Here is an 18,963-nt window from a genome sequence, read left to right on the forward strand (position 1 = left end):
GCAGCGTTAAGGTCAAGGGTTAAAACAATATAAAATACATAATCGCTGAATTATCAAAACCATAACATAAAAAAGAACATCTCAGAAAATTCCAAGATGCTCACCTTTCCTATTTAGCATACTTCCCATGCCACACTATATTTCTGTAGTTTTCTACGTCTGTGTCTCCCTCTGTACTAACAAACAATATCTTTGACTTTGGATTGAGCTGTAAAGCTACCTTTAAATCATAGTAATCCTCATTTGTCATTAATTCATAAAAACATCCAAATGGCGCTGCTCCTGATTCTCCTGCAACAATACGATTATCCGCGCCAAGTGGATTTCCCAAGACGCGCATACCCGTTGCAGCTACCTTCTCACTACAACTAATACTTACCTTTGTATATGCTTTTAAAATATCCCAAGCGATAGGGTTAGGCTCCCCACATGCTAAGCCAGCCATAATGGTTTGCATTTCTCCACCGACAGTAACAAACTGTCCTGTTCCTCGGTTAAAACTCTCATAAAAGCAATTAGCTGCATCTGGTTCAATTAAAACAAATGTTAGTTGCTGACCATAATATTGTTGTAAAAAAGCGACTATAGCTCCTGCAAATGAACCTACACCTGCCTGTAAAAATACATGGGTCGGTGCTTCTTGCAAATGGTCAACAATCTCTTTTGCCAATGTTGTATAGCCTTGCATAATCCATAATGGAATCTCTTCGTAACCTTCCCACATTGTATCCTGTATCACTATCCAGCCATTATCCTTTGCAAGCTGTGAGGTATACCTTACCGTTTCATCATAATTCATTGAAGTGATTTCTGCATATGCGCCTTCATTTTTAATATTTTGCAAGCGCTCTTCCGCACTACCAGCAGGCATATAAATTCGCGCCTTACAGCCAAGTTCCCTTGCTGCCCAAGCAACCCCGCGCCCATGATTGCCATCTGTCGTTGAAATAAAGGTACAGTCGCCTAATTTTTCTTTCACTTCAGGTAGTTTTAATTGTTCAAAAGACAATTCATCAATATTTTGATCTAGCAATTTCGCAATATATTTGCCAATCGCATAAATACCACCTAACACCTTAAACGCATTTAAGCCAAAGCGATAGGACTCATCTTTAACAAAAATCTTACTAACCCCAAGATGCAGTGCTAAAGCATCTAAATCATGTATAGGTGTTTTTTCAAAATTTTCATATGTATGATGGAATCTTTCCACACAATTAACCTGTTCTACTGTAAATTTTTGTAGTATATCTTTACCTTGTTCTAAATTCTCTTGTAAATGATATTGTCGATTATACACCCATCTTAAGTTTTCGCTCATTCGTATGATCCCCCTCTATTATTGCTTATACCTATATTACCTAATAATACTAGTAAAGAGAATCATCATTGGATTTATAAATAGACAGTCGGAAACGATGCTCTCTCAAATTTTTAATCTAGCAAAAAAAACGCAGTAAATGTGAAATCACATTTACTGCGTTTTAGTATGACCCCTACGGGATTCGAACCCGTGTTACCGCCGTGAAAGGGCGGTGTCTTAACCACTTGACCAAGGGGCCAATGGCGGAGAAGGAGGGATTTGAACCCTCGCGCCGGTTACCCGACCTACACCCTTAGCAGGGGCGCCTCTTCAGCCTCTTGAGTACTTCCCCATAAATAAAAAAATGGCTCCGAAGGCAGGACTCGAACCTGCGACAACCTGATTAACAGTCAGGTGCTACTACCAACTGAGCTACTTCGGAATAATGGTGGGCCTAAATGGACTCGAACCATCGACCTCACGCTTATCAGGCGTGCGCTCTAACCAGCTGAGCTATAGGCCCATTGGAGCGGGTGATGGGAATCGAACCCACGACATCAGCTTGGAAGGCTGAGGTTTTACCATTAAACTACACCCGCGTATATGGTGGGTCAGGACGGAATCGAACCGCCGACACTTAGAGCTTCAATCTAATGCTCTACCAACTGAGCTACTGACCCATATACTTTGACTGAACCTATTTTAAAATGGCGGTCCCGACCGGGATCGAACCGGCGATCTCCTGCGTGACAGGCAGGCATGTTAACCGCTACACCACGGGACCATTTGGTTGCGGGGGCTGGATTTGAACCAACGACCTTCGGGTTATGAGCCCGACGAGCTACCACTGCTCCACCCCGCGATAATATGTTTATTCACTTCGAGTTTTTTGTACACCATTTACTAAAATTAAAACTGGAGGAGGTAGAGGGATTCGAACCCCCGCGCGGTGTTACCCGCCTGTCGGTTTTCAAGACCGATCCCTTCAGCCAGACTTGGGTATACCTCCGTACTATTATATAAATGGTGGACCTTGCAGGACTCGAACCTGCGACCGGACGGTTATGAGCCGTCTGCTCTAACCAACTGAGCTAAAGGTCCTTTAAGATGGCGGCAGAGGGGATCGAACCCCCGACCTTACGGGTATGAACCGTACGCTCTAGCCAGCTGAGCTACGCCGCCAGGATCTTTATACTGGTTATAAATTATGGTGGAGCCTAGCGGGATCGAACCGCTGACCTCCTGCGTGCAAGGCAGGCGCTCTCCCAGCTGAGCTAAGGCCCCATAAGTTACAAGTTTTTGAAAATGGTCGGGAAGACAGGATTCGAACCTGCGACCCCTTGGTCCCAAACCAAGTGCTCTACCAAGCTGAGCTACTTCCCGTTCATTTATTGGCGCGCCCGGCAGGAGTCGAACCCACAACCTTCTGATCCGTAGTCAGACGCTCTATCCAATTGAGCTACGGGCGCTTGATAAAATGGTGCCGAGGGCCGGAATCGAACCGGCACGGTAGTCACCTACCGCAGGATTTTAAGTCCTGTGCGTCTGCCAGTTCCGCCACCCCGGCACATTGGAGCGGAAGACGAGGTTCGAACTCGCGACCCCCACCTTGGCAAGGTGGTGTTCTACCACTGAACTACTTCCGCATGTGCATAAGATTATTTATCCTGGCAATTATCAAATTCAAATAAAATGGTGCGGGTGAAGGGAGTCGAACCCCCACGCCTTGCGGCGCTAGATCCTAAGTCTAGTGCGTCTGCCAATTCCGCCACACCCGCATCTTATTGTTGGCAATTAAAAATGGTGAGCCATGAAGGACTCGAACCTTCGACCCTCTGATTAAAAGTCAGATGCTCTACCAACTGAGCTAATGGCTCAAAAAATGGTGCCGGCTATAGGAATCGAACCCACGACCTACTGATTACAAGTCAGTTGCTCTACCTGCTGAGCTAAACCGGCATATGGTGGAGGATGACGGGCTCGAACCGCCGACCCTCTGCTTGTAAGGCAGATGCTCTCCCAGCTGAGCTAATCCTCCTGGGTATTATGCCTAGCGACGTCCTACTCTCACAGGGGGAAGCCCCCAACTACCATCGGCGCTAAAGAGCTTAACTTCCGTGTTCGGTATGGGAACGGGTGTGACCTCTTTGCCATCATCACTAGACTATGTTTCGACTTTCAATCCAAAGTATTACTGCATTAGCTTCATGTGTTCGGTCAGTTACATACTAGAGTACGCTTCTTCCTTCTCTCAACCACTTTTGCGAATAGCTTTTATCTCGAAACTTTTATGTATTTCGTTTTGAAGTTATTTACCTGTCCTTCAAGACAAGAATTATTGTATAACGTTTATCTAGAGAATGCAACACTTTTTTATAAAAAAAAGAAATTATTACTTTTTGAAGATATTTTTGCTATGTGAGAGAATTTATCGCTCTACTAACCATTATAGCAATTGTTTTTCCAAAAGAAAACATTTTATTTACACAAATAAATAAAATAGTTAGATTGTCGACAAAAGGACGTATATTTTTTAACAAACACTACTACTGTTTCTTTAATGGTCGTGCTAGTTTACATCCCTATCGTAAAGGTAGTTATTACTTCTTTTCAACATTAAGTTTTAGATGTTACCGCTTTTGAGTTATCACTTAAAGCTCATGCTTATACTAGTAACGTCAAGAAGCAATTTATCAGAACCGAGAAGCCTTTAATTTCCACAGGAAGTAATAATTATAAGTTAAAATTAAAGGCTTTGTTCAATACAGTTCTAACGTATATCCTACTTTATTTTAGAATTTTACAATATTAGACAACACAAAGGTTAATTGATCAATTTCTTCAAATGTTGTTGTTGGTCCAAATGATATTCTAAAAAACTGTCGTGCTTCCTCCACTGTATAACCCATTGATATAATTGCTTTTGTGCCAGATTCACTGTGTATATCACAAGCACTACCAGTTGAAATACAAATCCCGGCTTCGTTTAATTTTAGTAACACGTATTGACCTTCCACTTTGTCCATCATCAAACCACATATATTAGGTAGTTGCTCCACACACTCAATTAATCGACAAGCTGATGGTAAATTGCTTTGTAAATATTTGCGCAACAATTCATAATGTTGACGCTCAAAATGATAGTTTTCAATGGCTGTCGCAAACGATACAATGGCAGGTGTATCTAATGTTCCCCCACGTAAACCACGTTCATGTGTCACGCCAGGTGTTAAAGATGGCACTCGAATTTGAGGATTTATAAATATAGCTCCACATCCTTTGGGCCCTCCTATTTTATGGGCGGAAATGGTAATTGCATCTACATTTGCACAAAAAGAAGTAGTTGGAAGCTTACAAAAGGACTGTACACAATCTACATGAAAAAATATATTTTGACTGTTTGCTATTAAAGCAATTTCTTCCACTGGTTGGATAGAGCCTATTTCAGAATTTACATGTTGAATTGTTATTAATGCTGTATCCTCTCTTATAGCCTCTCGTACCTGATTGACTTGAATACACCCATCCAGTTGTAAAGGTAATTTTGTAACGGAATAACCCATTTTCTCAAGTGTATTTAATGCTGCATGGACAGACGTATGCTCAGCTTGCGATGAAATTATATGCTTGCCTTTTTTTGAAGCTAAAGCCAGTGATAAAATCGAGAGTAAATTCCCTTCTGTTCCGCTTCCAGTAAAAATAATCCCATCACTTTTAACGCCAAGCGTTCTTGCTACAATAGCTCTCGCCTGTTCTACAAAGTAATTTGCTTGTCCTCCTAAATCATGTAAACTCGCACTATTTCCATAATAACGTTTTGCTACTTCACAATAAGCCTCAAGTGCTTTATTCGACATTGGGGATGTTGCTGCATAATCCATGTAAATCATCTAATTCTCCCTTTCCAGTCATCAAGTCTTGTTTTCCTTTTTATTTTATGTAAAGATATGTGTCAAGACAACTGTAAAGAAGGTAGACCTATGGATGTAAAGACAGACATACTAATTATTGGTAGTGGCATTGCATCACTTCAAGCAGCACGACTACTTGGACAGCATTTTCAAGTACAGATTGTTACGAAATCCTCTGTTAAAATGAGTAGCTCTTATCGTGCACAAGGAGGCATAGCTGCCGTTACTAGTCCTGAAGATCATACAAATTTGCATATTGCTGATACATTAGCTGCCGGTGAATTCCATCATGAGAAAAAATTTGTTGAAACACTTATAAAGGATGGTTCTACCATTATGAGACAATTTCTCTTAGAGGGATTGCCCATCGATCGGCAAGAAACCGGTGAACCAGCACTTGGCTTAGAAGGAGCTCATAGTCATCATCGTATTTTACATGCTGGGGGCGATAGGACTGGTCAAATATTGATTGATTACTTACTTAAACACCTACCGCCAAACATTTCTATTCATTGCAATGAATTGGCTTATGAATTGATGTTAAACAGCAATGGCGCGTGTATTGGCGTCCTAACAAAGGGTGAAGAAGGATTGAAACGTTACTTTGCCCATCATGTCATTCTTGCTACAGGTGGTGCAGGTGCTCTTTATCCAAGCACTTCTAACTATGCCACGAATACGGGAGATGGTATTGCATTAGCATATCGCGCAGGCGCTGCCATCAGTGATATGGAATTTATGCAATTTCATCCAAGTTTATTATGGTGTCATGGAGAGGCTAAAGGATTAGTTTCTGAAGCTGTTCGAGGCGCTGGAGGTATTTTTGTTAATGCACAACGTGAACCTATTATGGCAGGTGTACATCCACTGCTTGATTTAGCACCACGTCATATTACTGCCCACACATTATATATAAAGCGCGCATCTGGGCAAGAAACATTTATTGATATTACAAGCATTCAGCACTTTGAAGAGAAATTCCCTACGATTACAAAACTTTGCAATGACAACGGTATTGATTTACAAAATGGCCTAATCCCTGTAGCACCTGGAAGTCATTTCTTAATGGGGGGCGTTATAGCTGATGACATAGGAAGAACTACGATTGCTAACCTGTATGCTGTTGGCGAAGTTGCTTGTACGGGCGTTCATGGAGCAAATCGTTTAGCTAGCAATTCATTACTGGAAGGCATCACATTCGGCCAAAAGATGGCTCAATATATCATACAAACTGGTTGCAACCAAACGAATTTCACGCTTGCTGATGCAAAATATCATCAGTCGATGCCCCCATTATTACCGAAAGAGCAATTACAACAAACAATGATGCATACATTAGGCATCGTTCGAAACCCTATCGATATGCGGCATTTTGCAGAGCAATTGCCTGCATTACAAGATTTACTTCAAGTGAATGTGATGAATTTCAATGCACAGCATCTTGAACTCTACATGATGCATATTGTTGCTTCGCTGATGGTGCATGCAGCTCTTACACGAACAGAAACTCGTGGCGCTCATATTCGCAACGATACGCCTAACAGTGATACAGACTGGGCACGGCGCTGGATTATTTTTCAACAAGGACAAATGAAAGTGAGGAATTCATTGTATGAATATCATCAAGCTCGAGGAAATGCTCAAACAATTTTTTAATGAGGACATAGGAGATGGGGATTTATCAAGCGAACTTATCTTTTCAGTTGAGCAAACAGGTTCCTTTTCCTTTTATGCAAAAGATAGTGGTATTTTTTGTGGAACACCTATTATCGAACATGGTTTTCGGTTACTCGATCCTTCCATGCAGATCACAATGCATAAAAATGATGGTGATGCCGTGAACTATGGTGATATTCTTGCAGTTATTAAAGGACCACTACAGAAATTATTAATAGGAGAACGGGTGATTTTAAATCTTATTCAGCGCATGTCTGCTATCGCCACGGCAGCCAATAGAGCAGTTCAGGAAACTGCAGGAACTACTGCAAAAATTTGCGATACACGTAAAACGATTCCAGGCTTAAGAATGCTTGATAAATATGCTGTACGTATAGGTGGTGCTTATAATCATCGAAGTGGTTTATACGATGCGATTATGCTCAAGGATAATCATATTGCTTTTGCTGGTAGTATTACAGAAGCTGTACAAACCGCTCGTAAAAAAATTGGGCATACGGTAAAAATCGAGGTAGAGATTGAAACGAAAACTCAATTAGATGAAGCCATTGCAGCAGGTGTAGACATTATTATGTTCGATAATTGTACGCCTGAAGAAATAGCAGCTTGGATTCAATCCGTTCCATCACATATTGCTACTGAAGCTTCTGGTGGTATTACATTAGAAAATTTACATGCTTATGCAAAGTCAGGTATTCAATGGATTTCACTAGGTTCACTAACTCATTCAGTAAAAGCCTTTGATATAAGTGCACTTGTACAAATGAAAGGAGAGCATACACTTGTCCATCACTAGTCTACTACAACAAACTTCATTACTTCCTGAGCATTACCGCACATTATCAACGACCGAAATGGAGTCTCGAATTTTAGCTATTAAAAAGAAACTAGGTAAGAAGCTTTTTATTCCTGGACATCACTATCAAAAAGATGAAGTGATTCAATTTGCTGATGCCACAGGAGATTCCTTACAGCTTGCTCAAATTTCTGCTGCTAATACAGAAGCAGAACATATCGTTTTTTGTGGAGTACATTTTATGGCCGAGACAGCTGATATGCTCACTACTGAAAGACAGCATGTTTATTTACCTGATATGCGTGCAGGTTGTTCCATGGCAGATATGGCGGATATTTATCAAACAGAGCAAGCTTGGCCTATTTTACAACAACTTTTTGGCAATACAATATTGCCGTTAACATATGTAAATTCGACTGCAGCCATTAAAGCATTTACTGGTCGTCACGGTGGAGCTTGCGTAACCTCCTCCAATGCCAAAGAAATGGTAAAATGGGCTTTTTCACAAAAGCAGCGTATTTTATTTTTACCAGATCAGCATTTGGGTAGAAACACTGCATTTGACTTAGGTGTTCCACTAGAAAGTATGGCGGTTTGGAATCCTCATACAAATACACTTGAAACAGACCAATCACCAGAAAAAATCAAAGTCATATTGTGGAAAGGACACTGTTCGGTGCATGAAGGTTTTACAGTACAACATACTGCTAAGGTTCGTCAAACATATCCAAATATGCGCATTATTGTTCATCCTGAATGTAGCCGTGAAGTGGTAGCTGCTGCAGATGATGCAGGCTCTACAAAATATATTCTCGATACGATTAATAACGCCCCAAGCGGCTCGGCGTGGGCAATCGGAACAGAAATGAATCTAGTAAACCGCATTATTCAACAACATCCTGATAAACATATAATCTCTTTAAACGAAAACTTCTGCCCTTGTCTTACAATGAATCGAATCGACCTTCCACATTTACTTTGGTCACTTGAAAGTATTGACCAAGGCAAGCCACATAATCGCATTCAAGTGGATGCGTCAACGGCTGAAGAAGCTCGTAGCTCTCTTGAAAGAATGCTATCACGTAGTTAAGCAAAAAATCGTCTACCGATTTAATGGTAGACGATTTTTAAAATGATCTAGACAAAAAAAACACAGTCGCTATGATTGCTCATAGCGACTGTGTTTTAGTATGACCCCTACGGGATTCGAACCCGTGTTACCGCCGTGAAAGGGCGGTGTCTTAACCGCTTGACCAAGGGGCCAATGGCGGAGAAGGAGGGATTTGAACCCTCGCGCCGGTTACCCGACCTACACCCTTAGCAGGGGCGCCTCTTCAGCCTCTTGAGTACTTCCCCATAAATAAAAAAATGGCTCCGAAGGCAGGACTCGAACCTGCGACAACCTGATTAACAGTCAGGTGCTACTACCAACTGAGCTACTTCGGAATAATGGTGGGCCTAAATGGACTCGAACCATCGACCTCACGCTTATCAGGCGTGCGCTCTAACCAGCTGAGCTATAGGCCCATTGGAGCGGGTGATGAGAATCGAACTCACGACATCAGCTTGGAAGGCTGAGGTTTTACCATTAAACTACACCCGCGTATATGGTGGGTCAGGACGGAATCGAACCGCCGACACTTAGAGCTTCAATCTAATGCTCTACCAACTGAGCTACTGACCCATATACTTTGACTGAACCTATTTTAAAATGGCGGTCCCGACCGGGATCGAACCGGCGATCTCCTGCGTGACAGGCAGGCATGTTAACCGCTACACCACGGGACCATTTGGTTGCGGGGGCTGGATTTGAACCAACGACCTTCGGGTTATGAGCCCGACGAGCTACCACTGCTCCACCCCGCGATAATATGTTTATTCACTTCGAGTTTTTTGTACACCATTTACTAAAATTAAAACTGGAGGAGGTAGAGGGATTCGAACCCCCGCGCGGTGTTACCCGCCTGTCGGTTTTCAAGACCGATCCCTTCAGCCAGACTTGGGTATACCTCCGTACTATTATATAAATGGTGGACCTTGCAGGACTCGAACCTGCGACCGGACGGTTATGAGCCGTCTGCTCTAACCAACTGAGCTAAAGGTCCTTTAAGATGGCGGCAGAGGGGATCGAACCCCCGACCTTACGGGTATGAACCGTACGCTCTAGCCAGCTGAGCTACGCCGCCAGGATCTTTATACTGGTTATAAATTATGGTGGAGCCTAGCGGGATCGAACCGCTGACCTCCTGCGTGCAAGGCAGGCGCTCTCCCAGCTGAGCTAAGGCCCCATAAGTTACAATTTTTTGAAAATGGTCGGGAAGACAGGATTCGAACCTGCGACCCCTTGGTCCCAAACCAAGTGCTCTACCAAGCTGAGCTACTTCCCGTTCATTTATTGGCGCGCCCGGCAGGAGTCGAACCCACAACCTTCTGATCCGTAGTCAGACGCTCTATCCAATTGAGCTACGGGCGCTTGATAAAATGGTGCCGAGGGCCGGAATCGAACCGGCACGGTAGTCACCTACCGCAGGATTTTAAGTCCTGTGCGTCTGCCAGTTCCGCCACCCCGGCACATTGGAGCGGAAGACGAGGTTCGAACTCGCGACCCCCACCTTGGCAAGGTGGTGTTCTACCACTGAACTACTTCCGCATGTGCATAAGATTATTTATCCTGGCAATTATCAAATTCAAATAAAATGGTGCGGGTGAAGGGAGTCGAACCCCCACGCCTTGCGGCGCTAGATCCTAAGTCTAGTGCGTCTGCCAATTCCGCCACACCCGCATCTTATTGTTGGCAATTAAAAATGGTGAGCCATGAAGGACTCGAACCTTCGACCCTCTGATTAAAAGTCAGATGCTCTACCAACTGAGCTAATGGCTCAAAAAATGGTGCCGGCTATAGGAATCGAACCCACGACCTACTGATTACAAGTCAGTTGCTCTACCTGCTGAGCTAAACCGGCATATGGTGGAGGATGACGGGCTCGAACCGCCGACCCTCTGCTTGTAAGGCAGATGCTCTCCCAGCTGAGCTAATCCTCCTGGGTATTATGCCTAGCGACGTCCTACTCTCACAGGGGGAAGCCCCCAACTACCATCGGCGCTAAAGAGCTTAACTTCCGTGTTCGGTATGGGAACGGGTGTGACCTCTTTGCCATCATCACTAGACTATTTACGGCTTTCAATATACATCGTATTTCTTTGTCAGCTTCATTCGTTCAGTCAGTCACGTACAGATGTACGCTCCTTCCTTCTCTCAATTGCTTCCGCGAACTACTCGTATCTTGAAACCCTTTTATGAAAGGTTGTTCTTTCAAAACTGGATAAACGGTTCATTGAATGTTTCAAACTTTTTGGTTAAGTCCTCGATCGATTAGTATTCGTCAGCTCCATGTGTCACCACACTTCCACCTCGAACCTATCTACCTCATCGTCTTTGAGGGATCTTACTTACTTGCGTAATGGGAAATCTCATCTTGAGGGGGGCTTCATGCTTAGATGCTTTCAGCACTTATCCCGTCCACACATAGCTACCCAGCGATGCCTTTGGCAAGACAACTGGTACACCAGCGGTGTGTCCATCCCGGTCCTCTCGTACTAAGGACAGCTCCTCTCAAATTTCCTACGCCCACGACGGATAGGGACCGAACTGTCTCACGACGTTCTGAACCCAGCTCGCGTACCGCTTTAATGGGCGAACAGCCCAACCCTTGGGACCGACTACAGCCCCAGGATGCGATGAGCCGACATCGAGGTGCCAAACCTCCCCGTCGATGTGGACTCTTGGGGGAGATAAGCCTGTTATCCCCGGGGTAGCTTTTATCCGTTGAGCGATGGCCCTTCCATGCGGAACCACCGGATCACTAAGCCCGTCTTTCGACCCTGCTCGACTTGTAGGTCTCGCAGTCAAGCTCCCTTGTGCCTTTACACTCTACGAATGATTTCCAACCATTCTGAGGGAACCTTTGGGCGCCTCCGTTACCTTTTAGGAGGCGACCGCCCCAGTCAAACTGTCCGCCTGACACTGTCTCCTGCCCCGCTAAGGGGCATGGGTTAGAATTTCAATACAACCAGGGTAGTATCCCACCGACGCCTCCTTCGAAGCTGGCGCTCCGAGATCTCTGGCTCCTACCTATCCTGTACAAGTTGTACCAAAATTCAATATCAGGCTACAGTAAAGCTCCACGGGGTCTTTCCGTCCTGTCGCGGGTAACCTGCATCTTCACAGGTACTATAATTTCACCGAGTCTCTCGTTGAGACAGTGCCCAGATCGTTACGCCTTTCGTGCGGGTCGGAACTTACCCGACAAGGAATTTCGCTACCTTAGGACCGTTATAGTTACGGCCGCCGTTTACTGGGGCTTCAATTCGCAGCTTCGCTTGCGCTAACCACTCCTCTTAACCTTCCAGCACCGGGCAGGCGTCAGCCCCTATACGTCACCTTACGGTTTTGCAGAGACCTGTGTTTTTGCTAAACAGTCGCCTGGGCCTATTCACTGCGGCTCTCATGCGCTTGCACGCTCAAGAGCACCCCTTCTCCCGAAGTTACGGGGTCATTTTGCCGAGTTCCTTAACGAGAGTTCTCTCGCACACCTTAGGATTCTCTCCTCGACTACCTGTGTCGGTTTGCGGTACGGGCACCTCTCACCTCGATAGAGGCTTTTCTTGGCAGTGTGAAATCAGGAACTTCGTCCATACGGACTCGCCATCACAGCTCAACGTTACAGTGTGCGGATTTGCCTACACACACGCCTTACTGCTTGGACGCGCACAACCAACGGCGCGCTTACCCTATCCTACTGCGTCCCCCCATTTCTCAAACGGTGAGGAGGTGGTACAGGAATATCAACCTGTTGTCCATCGCCTACGCCTATCGGCCTCGGCTTAGGTCCCGACTAACCCTGAGCGGACGAGCCTTCCTCAGGAAACCTTAGTCATACGGTGGACGGGATTCTCACCCGTCTTTCGCTACTCATACCGGCATTCTCACTTCTAAGCGCTCCACCAGTCCTTCCGGTCTGACTTCAACGCACTTAGAACGCTCTCCTACCACTGACATCGTAGATGTCAATCCACAGCTTCGGTGAATCGTTTAGCCCCGATACATTTTCGGCGCAGCGTCACTCGACCAGTGAGCTATTACGCACTCTTTAAATGATGGCTGCTTCTAAGCCAACATCCTGGTTGTCTGTGCAACGCCACATCCTTTTCCACTTAACGATTACTTTGGGACCTTAGCTGGTGGTCTGGGCTGTTTCCCTTTTGACTACGGATCTTATCACTCGCAGTCTGACTCCCGTGTATAAATATCTGGCATTCGGAGTTTGTCTGAATTCGGTAAACCGGGATGGCCCCCTAGTCCAAACAGTGCTCTACCTCCAGTATTCTCATCACGAGGCTAGCCCTAAAGCTATTTCGGAGAGAACCAGCTATCTCCAAGTTCGATTGGAATTTCTCCGCTACCCACACCTCATCCCCGCACTTTTCAACGTGCGTGGGTTCGGGCCTCCAGTAAGTGTTACCTCACCTTCACCCTGGACATGGGTAGATCACCTGGTTTCGGGTCTACGACCACGTACTAATTCGCCCTATTCAGACTCGCTTTCGCTGCGGCTCCGCCTTCTAAAGCTTAACCTCGCACGTAATCGTAACTCGCCGGTTCATTCTACAAAAGGCACGCTATCACCCATTAACGGGCTCTAACTACTTGTAGGCACACGGTTTCAGGATCTCTTTCACTCCCCTCCCGGGGTGCTTTTCACCTTTCCCTCACGGTACTGGTTCACTATCGGTCACTAGGTAGTATTTAGCCTTGGGAGATGGTCCTCCCGGATTCCGACGGAATTTCACGTGTTCCGCCGTACTCAGGATCCACTCTGGAGGGAATAAACTTTCGACTACAGGGCTTTTACCTGCTCTGGCGGACCTTTCCAAGTCGCTTCATCTAACTCATTCCTTTGTAACTCCGTATAGAGTGTCCTACAACCCCAAGAGGCAAGCCTCTTGGTTTGGGCTCTTCCCGTTTCGCTCGCCGCTACTCAGGGAATCGATTTTTCTTTCTCTTCCTCCAGGTACTTAGATGTTTCAGTTCCCTGGGTCTGCCTTCAAGACGCTATGTATTCACGTCAAGATACTACGCGATTAAACGTAGTGGGTTCCCCCATTCGGAAATCTCCGGATCAAAGCTCACTTACAGCTCCCCGAAGCATATCGGTGTTAGTGCCGTCCTTCTTCGGCTCCTAGTGCCAAGGCATTCGCCGTGCGCCCTTAATAACTTAACCTATCGGCTTCCAATCCACTGCGCATTTCGTTGTCAGCTTCTCTCGTTCAATCAGTCACGTACGTAAGTACGCTCCTTCATTCACTCGTTCGCTTCCTAGAACTGCTTGTGTCTTGAAACCCTATTATTAGTTATTAAGCCTAAAAACTTAATTTAAAAAATAAATGTGTTTGTTACAATTTCAATGTCGTTTTATCCAGTTTTCAAAGAACAAATTCACTACCTGTTTCTACTTCTTCGCAAATTTGCGACGAAAGCGTAGCGACAGGAGCACAGTTTTGAAGTATTTCATCGTAATGATGAACCTTCAAAACTGAACGCAAAACGTAATCTTACAAACCCAAGGTTTGTATTCCGAAAATATCCTTAGAAAGGAGGTGATCCAGCCGCACCTTCCGATACGGCTACCTTGTTACGACTTCACCCCAATCATCTATCCCACCTTCGGCGGCTGGCTCCAAAAGGTTACCTCACCGACTTCGGGTGTTACAAACTCTCGTGGTGTGACGGGCGGTGTGTACAAGGCCCGGGAACGTATTCACCGCGGCATGCTGATCCGCGATTACTAGCGATTCCGGCTTCATGTAGGCGAGTTGCAGCCTACAATCCGAACTGAGAACGACTTTATCGGATTAGCTCCCTCTCGCGAGTTGGCAACCGTTTGTATCGTCCATTGTAGCACGTGTGTAGCCCAGGTCATAAGGGGCATGATGATTTGACGTCATCCCCACCTTCCTCCGGTTTGTCACCGGCAGTCACCTTAGAGTGCCCAACTAAATGATGGCAACTAAGATCAAGGGTTGCGCTCGTTGCGGGACTTAACCCAACATCTCACGACACGAGCTGACGACAACCATGCACCACCTGTCACCGTTGTCCCCGAAGGGAAAACCATATCTCTACAGTGGTCAACGGGATGTCAAGACCTGGTAAGGTTCTTCGCGTTGCTTCGAATTAAACCACATGCTCCACCGCTTGTGCGGGCCCCCGTCAATTCCTTTGAGTTTCAGTCTTGCGACCGTACTCCCCAGGCGGAGTGCTTAATGCGTTAGCTGCAGCACTAAGGGGCGGAAACCCCCTAACACTTAGCACTCATCGTTTACGGCGTGGACTACCAGGGTATCTAATCCTGTTTGCTCCCCACGCTTTCGCGCCTCAGTGTCAGTTACAGACCAGATAGTCGCCTTCGCCACTGGTGTTCCTCCAAATCTCTACGCATTTCACCGCTACACTTGGAATTCCACTATCCTCTTCTGCACTCAAGTCTCCCAGTTTCCAATGACCCTCCACGGTTGAGCCGTGGGCTTTCACATCAGACTTAAGAAACCACCTGCGCGCGCTTTACGCCCAATAATTCCGGACAACGCTTGCCACCTACGTATTACCGCGGCTGCTGGCACGTAGTTAGCCGTGGCTTTCTAATAAGGTACCGTCAAGGTACAGCCAGTTACTACTGTACTTGTTCTTCCCTTACAACAGAGTTTTACGAACCGAAATCCTTCTTCACTCACGCGGCGTTGCTCCATCAGGCTTTCGCCCATTGTGGAAGATTCCCTACTGCTGCCTCCCGTAGGAGTCTGGGCCGTGTCTCAGTCCCAGTGTGGCCGATCACCCTCTCAGGTCGGCTACGCATCGTCGCCTTGGTGAGCCGTTACCTCACCAACTAGCTAATGCGCCGCGGGCCCATCCTATAGCGACAGCCGAGACCGTCTTTCAGTATTGTCCCATGAGGGACAATAGATTATTCGGTATTAGCCCCGGTTTCCCGGAGTTATCCCAAACTATAAGGTAGGTTGCCCACGTGTTACTCACCCGTCCGCCGCTAACGTCAAAGGAGCAAGCTCCTTCTCTGTTCGCTCGACTTGCATGTATTAGGCACGCCGCCAGCGTTCGTCCTGAGCCAGGATCAAACTCTCCATAAAAGAAATTTGATTAGCTCAAATTGTTTTGCTGGCATCAATTTTGATGTCCAAAATTTTGTTTCGTTCACTAACGAAGTTAGCTAGTAAAAACTATATTGATTACGTTTTGCTTGTTCAGTTTTCAAGGTTCATTTATTGCCGCTTGTTTTCAGCGACTTTATTATCATAACTTGTATTCAACAAGAAGTCAACAACTTTTTAATTCTTTATTTTCAAGTCGTCCTTCTTGTTAAGGACAAGTAATAATATATAATATACCAATATAAAAATCAAGCTTTTTTCATAAAAAAACTTTAAAATCTTTTTATCATCCACTACAAATAGTAGAATCCCTGCTATTACAATGCATCCACCAATGATTTGTGTAGCGATTAAATACTCTTTAAAAATAATAAAAGCTAATACTGCCGCTCCGATTGGTTCAAATAATATAGCAATTGATACAACATTCGTACTAACATATTTAATAGACCAATTAAATAAAGTATGTCCTAATAAATTAGGGACAATTGCTAATAAAATAAACCACATCCAATCCATAGACGAATATGGACCAAATGATTCCCCTTTTAATAAAACATAGAAATACAATGTAATCGTACTTACTGCGTAAACAATCATTGTATAAGTCACAAGAGATAATCGTTTTCGTACATCTTGGCCAAATAATAAGTATATTGTAATAAGTGCACAAGCAATTAGAGCAAGCATATCCCCATAAAACGCAGATCCACTTAGTTTAAAATCACCCCAGCTTATTAATACACTTCCAACAATGGCAATAGCCCCTGCAAAAATAGTTTTTACAGTAATCGCCTCTTTAAAGAAAAAGTATGTACCTATAAACGCAAAAAGTGGTTGAAGTGTCACAAGCACAGTTGAGCTTGCAACAGATGTGTAATTTAGTGACTCAAACCACAAAATAAAGTGAAAAGCTAAAAAAACACCCGCTATAGAAGAAAAACACCAATCTCGAATAGATAGCTGTTTTAATTCATTGGTATATTTCCAAAAAAATAGTGGTGCCATGATTATGACAGAAAACAACATACGATAAAAAGCAATAACACCAGCATCCGCAGTTGCTAATTTCACAAATATAGCTGATAAAGATACTGAAATAACACCTATAAAAATTGGGATATATGGATGAATCTTTGGTTCGTTCATTGAATACACCTCCATAAAAAAAGCTTATACTTCATTACTTGCGTGATGTACAATACAAAAAAGTAATGTACATATAATAATGACAGCTTGCATATCTCTTAGCAATACGAAATAACAATGGAGGGTTGCGTTTGGAAACATTATTGGAGAATATGATTACATATGAAGTTGGAATAAAATTAGTGATTGCAGCCACATTAAGTTTAGTAATCGGTATTGAAAGGGAATTAAAAAAGAAGCCTGTTGGATTAAAAACTAGTTTGGTGATTGCTACATTTAGCTGCTTACTTACCATTATTTCTATCGAAACTGCATACTCAACACCTCCAAGAGGAGATATAAATATTACAATGGATCCCCTTCGTTTAGCAGCACAAGTAGTTAGCGGCATCGGATTTCTTGGAGCAGGTGTCATTTTAAGACGAGGTAATGATAGTATTTCTGGCTTAACTACTGCAGCTATGATCTGGGGAGCTGCTGGTATTGGGATTGCTGTTGGTGCAGGCTTCTACATGGATGCAACACTTGCAGTAATTATCATTGTTTTCGGCATCGAAGTTTTATCTCCTTTTCTTATGAAAATCGGACCAAAACGAATTCGGATGCGAGAAGTATCATTAAAAGTCCAGATTGATAATGATGACCATACAGAATCATTTCTTCTTTTTTTAAAGGAAAACAACATTGTAATTGAAAATATTCGTATTAAAGATATACCAATAGCGAATGATCAAGTATTACACGAATTAGATTTCCGTTTATCGTTAATTGTCTCAGATAACTTACTGTCGTTTTATCGTTCATTACGTACCTTACCTTATATTGAAAAAATAGAAATGGAAATTTTAAACTAGTTGGAGGACTCTATGACAGAAATATTAAAACTATTAAAAGACGGTAATAAACCCTCCCTGATGGCTGCATTTGTAAACGCCTTTTTAGGAATCATTAAAGGGATTGCTTTTTTCTTCACAGGCAATGTGGCTATGTTTGCCGAAATGATGCACTCCCTTGGTGATGCTGCAAACCAATTTTTCGTCTATATCGGCTCCGCCCTTTCGAAAAAAGCACCTACAAAGCAATTTCCAGGAGGCTTTGGGCGAATTGTTAATCTTGTTTGTTTATTCGCCGTAATTATTGTAGCCATCCTATCTTATGAGACGATTAAGGAAGGCTGGCATCATTTTATGCATCCTTCAGGTGAATCGAAAGGAATGTTTATTGCACTCGGTGTGTTGTTTATTGGGATTGTATTAGAAGGTACGGTTCTTGCAAAAGCAGCAGTCGAGGTGCTACATGAGGCTGGACAAGAAAAAGCTGGCCTCGCTTCTATCGCAAAAGCATTTACGTATTTAAAACGTGCAAAACCTGCAACTAAATTAGTTTTTATGGAAGATCTAGTAGCTACAGGTGGTAACGTTTTAGCCTTTGCCGCAATCCTTATTGCGCATTTTACTGGTTGGGCGAGAATTGAAGGACTTGTGTCAATCATTATTGGCTGTATGATGTTTTATGTAGTTGGCAAGGTATTCCTAGATAACGCACGTGGTGTTATTGGTGAAACGGATGAGGAAATGCTGAATCATATTGCTCATCTTGTAATGGATAACTCAAATATTAAAGATATCGTGCGTTTAGAAGTAATTAAAGAAGGAGAATTTTTACATGTAGAGCTTGTGGCAGAAGCTGACCCGAATCTATCCCTTGCATATTTGGATGATGTACGCGACCATTTAACAGAAGTACTACTAAGTCAAAAAGGCGTTTCAAAAGTAGCTATTTTATTTGATGAGGATGATGGTAGATTAAATTGGCAGCATGTTGGGGAACGACCTACAAAAGAACAATAACAAATAGCCAATTGCCAGCTAGGCAGTTGGCTATTTAATATAAAATACGTAAAA

At 43.9% G+C, this 18,963-nt stretch carries 8 protein-coding genes, 40 tRNA genes and 4 rRNA genes; 5 read left to right on the forward strand and 47 right to left on the reverse strand.

Annotation, left to right across the window (positions count from 1 at the left end):
* Positions 1-109: 109 nt before the first annotated feature.
* The 23 genes from dpaL to MHH88_RS17200 form a co-directional block, all read right to left on the reverse strand.
* Positions 110-1,321, reverse strand: a complete 1,212-nt coding sequence (dpaL, locus tag MHH88_RS17090) for a diaminopropionate ammonia-lyase (protein WP_339259622.1) — start codon at positions 1,319-1,321, stop codon at positions 110-112.
* 169 nt (positions 1,322-1,490) lie between these two features.
* Positions 1,491-1,562, reverse strand: a tRNA-Glu gene (locus MHH88_RS17095).
* 2 nt (positions 1,563-1,564) lie between these two features.
* Positions 1,565-1,655, reverse strand: a tRNA-Ser gene (locus tag MHH88_RS17100).
* 13 nt (positions 1,656-1,668) lie between these two features.
* Positions 1,669-1,745, reverse strand: a tRNA-Asn gene (locus tag MHH88_RS17105).
* 4 nt (positions 1,746-1,749) lie between these two features.
* Positions 1,750-1,826: transfer RNA gene (locus MHH88_RS17110), tRNA-Ile, on the reverse strand.
* Positions 1,827-1,828: 2 nt separating this feature from the next.
* Positions 1,829-1,902: transfer RNA gene (locus MHH88_RS17115), tRNA-Gly, on the reverse strand.
* 5 nt (positions 1,903-1,907) lie between these two features.
* Positions 1,908-1,983 (reverse strand) — tRNA-Phe (locus MHH88_RS17120).
* A 28-nt stretch (positions 1,984-2,011) separates the two neighbouring features.
* Positions 2,012-2,087 (reverse strand) — tRNA-Asp (locus MHH88_RS17125).
* A gap of 3 nt (positions 2,088-2,090) precedes the next feature.
* Positions 2,091-2,165, reverse strand: a tRNA-Met gene (locus MHH88_RS17130).
* 54 nt (positions 2,166-2,219) lie between these two features.
* Positions 2,220-2,312, reverse strand: a tRNA-Ser gene (locus MHH88_RS17135).
* A gap of 15 nt (positions 2,313-2,327) precedes the next feature.
* Positions 2,328-2,404: transfer RNA gene (locus tag MHH88_RS17140), tRNA-Ile, on the reverse strand.
* Positions 2,405-2,411: 7 nt separating this feature from the next.
* Positions 2,412-2,485: transfer RNA gene (locus MHH88_RS17145), tRNA-Met, on the reverse strand.
* Between the two features lie 26 nt (positions 2,486-2,511).
* A tRNA-Ala gene (locus tag MHH88_RS17150) sits at positions 2,512-2,587 on the reverse strand.
* 22 nt (positions 2,588-2,609) lie between these two features.
* Positions 2,610-2,686 (reverse strand) — tRNA-Pro (locus MHH88_RS17155).
* A 9-nt stretch (positions 2,687-2,695) separates the two neighbouring features.
* Positions 2,696-2,772 (reverse strand) — tRNA-Arg (locus MHH88_RS17160).
* A gap of 9 nt (positions 2,773-2,781) precedes the next feature.
* Positions 2,782-2,870: transfer RNA gene (locus MHH88_RS17165), tRNA-Leu, on the reverse strand.
* A 4-nt stretch (positions 2,871-2,874) separates the two neighbouring features.
* Positions 2,875-2,949 (reverse strand) — tRNA-Gly (locus MHH88_RS17170).
* 47 nt (positions 2,950-2,996) lie between these two features.
* Positions 2,997-3,081: transfer RNA gene (locus tag MHH88_RS17175), tRNA-Leu, on the reverse strand.
* Positions 3,082-3,104: 23 nt separating this feature from the next.
* Positions 3,105-3,180: transfer RNA gene (locus tag MHH88_RS17180), tRNA-Lys, on the reverse strand.
* Between the two features lie 6 nt (positions 3,181-3,186).
* Positions 3,187-3,262: transfer RNA gene (locus MHH88_RS17185), tRNA-Thr, on the reverse strand.
* Between the two features lie 3 nt (positions 3,263-3,265).
* Positions 3,266-3,341, reverse strand: a tRNA-Val gene (locus tag MHH88_RS17190).
* 10 nt (positions 3,342-3,351) lie between these two features.
* Positions 3,352-3,467, reverse strand: a 5S ribosomal RNA gene (gene rrf, locus MHH88_RS17195).
* Between the two features lie 628 nt (positions 3,468-4,095).
* Positions 4,096-5,184, reverse strand: coding sequence for a cysteine desulfurase family protein (locus MHH88_RS17200; protein WP_339263113.1), 1,089 nt, complete (start codon positions 5,182-5,184; stop codon positions 4,096-4,098).
* Positions 5,185-5,283: 99 nt separating this feature from the next.
* Here MHH88_RS17200 and nadB point away from each other — a divergent pair, with 99 nt between their 5' ends.
* The 3 genes from nadB to nadA are packed head-to-tail and all read left to right on the forward strand — an operon-like array spanning position 5,284 to position 8,777.
* Complete coding sequence (gene nadB, locus MHH88_RS17205) at positions 5,284-6,870, forward strand: L-aspartate oxidase (RefSeq protein ID WP_339259624.1); 1,587 nt, start codon at positions 5,284-5,286, stop codon at positions 6,868-6,870.
* Positions 6,827-7,687 carry a carboxylating nicotinate-nucleotide diphosphorylase gene (gene nadC / locus MHH88_RS17210; RefSeq protein ID WP_339259626.1) on the forward strand — a complete coding sequence of 287 codons (861 nt, stop codon included), beginning with the start codon at positions 6,827-6,829 and terminating at the stop codon, positions 7,685-7,687. Before nadB ends, nadC begins: the two co-directional genes overlap by 44 nt.
* A complete protein-coding gene (nadA, locus tag MHH88_RS17215) occupies positions 7,674-8,777 on the forward strand; it encodes a quinolinate synthase NadA (protein ID WP_339259628.1) in 1,104 nt (367 codons plus the stop codon). The genes nadC and nadA overlap by 14 nt, the downstream gene beginning before the upstream one ends.
* A 101-nt stretch (positions 8,778-8,878) precedes the next feature.
* Here the strand turns inward: nadA and MHH88_RS17220 are convergent.
* The 24 genes from MHH88_RS17220 to MHH88_RS17335 form a co-directional block, all read right to left on the reverse strand.
* Positions 8,879-8,950, reverse strand: a tRNA-Glu gene (locus tag MHH88_RS17220).
* A gap of 2 nt (positions 8,951-8,952) precedes the next feature.
* Positions 8,953-9,043: transfer RNA gene (locus tag MHH88_RS17225), tRNA-Ser, on the reverse strand.
* Positions 9,044-9,056: 13 nt separating this feature from the next.
* Positions 9,057-9,133: transfer RNA gene (locus MHH88_RS17230), tRNA-Asn, on the reverse strand.
* Positions 9,134-9,137: 4 nt separating this feature from the next.
* A tRNA-Ile gene (locus MHH88_RS17235) sits at positions 9,138-9,214 on the reverse strand.
* Positions 9,215-9,216: 2 nt separating this feature from the next.
* Positions 9,217-9,290, reverse strand: a tRNA-Gly gene (locus MHH88_RS17240).
* Between the two features lie 5 nt (positions 9,291-9,295).
* A tRNA-Phe gene (locus tag MHH88_RS17245) sits at positions 9,296-9,371 on the reverse strand.
* 28 nt (positions 9,372-9,399) lie between these two features.
* Positions 9,400-9,475: transfer RNA gene (locus MHH88_RS17250), tRNA-Asp, on the reverse strand.
* Positions 9,476-9,478: 3 nt separating this feature from the next.
* Positions 9,479-9,553, reverse strand: a tRNA-Met gene (locus tag MHH88_RS17255).
* Between the two features lie 54 nt (positions 9,554-9,607).
* Positions 9,608-9,700 (reverse strand) — tRNA-Ser (locus MHH88_RS17260).
* Between the two features lie 15 nt (positions 9,701-9,715).
* Positions 9,716-9,792 (reverse strand) — tRNA-Ile (locus MHH88_RS17265).
* A 7-nt stretch (positions 9,793-9,799) separates the two neighbouring features.
* Positions 9,800-9,873, reverse strand: a tRNA-Met gene (locus MHH88_RS17270).
* 26 nt (positions 9,874-9,899) lie between these two features.
* Positions 9,900-9,975 (reverse strand) — tRNA-Ala (locus tag MHH88_RS17275).
* A gap of 22 nt (positions 9,976-9,997) precedes the next feature.
* Positions 9,998-10,074 (reverse strand) — tRNA-Pro (locus MHH88_RS17280).
* Positions 10,075-10,083: 9 nt separating this feature from the next.
* Positions 10,084-10,160: transfer RNA gene (locus MHH88_RS17285), tRNA-Arg, on the reverse strand.
* Positions 10,161-10,169: 9 nt separating this feature from the next.
* Positions 10,170-10,258 (reverse strand) — tRNA-Leu (locus tag MHH88_RS17290).
* Positions 10,259-10,262: 4 nt separating this feature from the next.
* Positions 10,263-10,337, reverse strand: a tRNA-Gly gene (locus MHH88_RS17295).
* Between the two features lie 47 nt (positions 10,338-10,384).
* Positions 10,385-10,469, reverse strand: a tRNA-Leu gene (locus tag MHH88_RS17300).
* 23 nt (positions 10,470-10,492) lie between these two features.
* Positions 10,493-10,568, reverse strand: a tRNA-Lys gene (locus MHH88_RS17305).
* A gap of 6 nt (positions 10,569-10,574) precedes the next feature.
* Positions 10,575-10,650 (reverse strand) — tRNA-Thr (locus tag MHH88_RS17310).
* A 3-nt stretch (positions 10,651-10,653) separates the two neighbouring features.
* Positions 10,654-10,729: transfer RNA gene (locus tag MHH88_RS17315), tRNA-Val, on the reverse strand.
* Between the two features lie 10 nt (positions 10,730-10,739).
* A 5S ribosomal RNA gene (gene rrf, locus MHH88_RS17320) occupies positions 10,740-10,855 on the reverse strand.
* 185 nt (positions 10,856-11,040) lie between these two features.
* Positions 11,041-13,968, reverse strand: a 23S ribosomal RNA gene (locus MHH88_RS17325).
* Positions 13,969-14,337: 369 nt separating this feature from the next.
* Positions 14,338-15,889 (reverse strand): 16S ribosomal RNA (locus tag MHH88_RS17330).
* The 16S, 23S and 5S rRNA genes sit together here with 20 tRNA genes alongside, the layout of an rRNA operon.
* 198 nt (positions 15,890-16,087) lie before the next feature.
* Positions 16,088-17,059: a DMT family transporter gene (locus MHH88_RS17335; RefSeq protein WP_339259630.1), complete on the reverse strand. Its 972-nt coding sequence runs from the start codon at positions 17,057-17,059 to the stop codon at positions 16,088-16,090.
* Positions 17,060-17,190: 131 nt separating this feature from the next.
* Here MHH88_RS17335 and MHH88_RS17340 point away from each other — a divergent pair, with 131 nt between their 5' ends.
* Together MHH88_RS17340 and MHH88_RS17345 are read left to right on the forward strand one after the other, a co-directional pair.
* The gene (locus tag MHH88_RS17340) at positions 17,191-17,913 is read left to right on the forward strand and encodes an MgtC/SapB family protein (RefSeq protein ID WP_069509711.1); all 723 of its coding nucleotides are present in this window, start codon (positions 17,191-17,193) and stop codon (positions 17,911-17,913) included.
* A 12-nt stretch (positions 17,914-17,925) separates the two neighbouring features.
* Positions 17,926-18,909, forward strand: a complete 984-nt coding sequence (locus MHH88_RS17345) for a cation diffusion facilitator family transporter (RefSeq protein ID WP_339259634.1) — start codon at positions 17,926-17,928, stop codon at positions 18,907-18,909.
* Positions 18,910-18,963: the final 54 nt, after the last annotated feature.

The organism is Lysinibacillus sp. FSL K6-3209 (assembly GCF_037976175.1).
Classification (GTDB): Bacteria; Bacillota; Bacilli; order Bacillales_A; family Planococcaceae; genus Lysinibacillus; species Lysinibacillus sphaericus_D.

What these genes read in the sequence shown, in the direction of transcription:
- MHH88_RS17200 (WP_339263113.1), bottom strand. Translation starts at nt 5,184, where the DNA reads ATGGATTATGCAGCAACATCCCCAATGTCGAATAAAGCACTTGAGGCT.
- MHH88_RS17345 (WP_339259634.1), top strand. Translation starts at nt 17,926, where the DNA reads ATGACAGAAATATTAAAACTATTAAAAGACGGTAATAAACCCTCCCTG.
- nadB (WP_339259624.1), top strand. Translation starts at nt 5,284, where the DNA reads ATGGATGTAAAGACAGACATACTAATTATTGGTAGTGGCATTGCATCA.
- dpaL (WP_339259622.1), bottom strand. Translation starts at nt 1,321, where the DNA reads ATGAGCGAAAACTTAAGATGGGTGTATAATCGACAATATCATTTACAA.
- nadC (WP_339259626.1), top strand. Translation starts at nt 6,827, where the DNA reads ATGAATATCATCAAGCTCGAGGAAATGCTCAAACAATTTTTTAATGAG.
- MHH88_RS17335 (WP_339259630.1), bottom strand. Translation starts at nt 17,059, where the DNA reads ATGAACGAACCAAAGATTCATCCATATATCCCAATTTTTATAGGTGTT.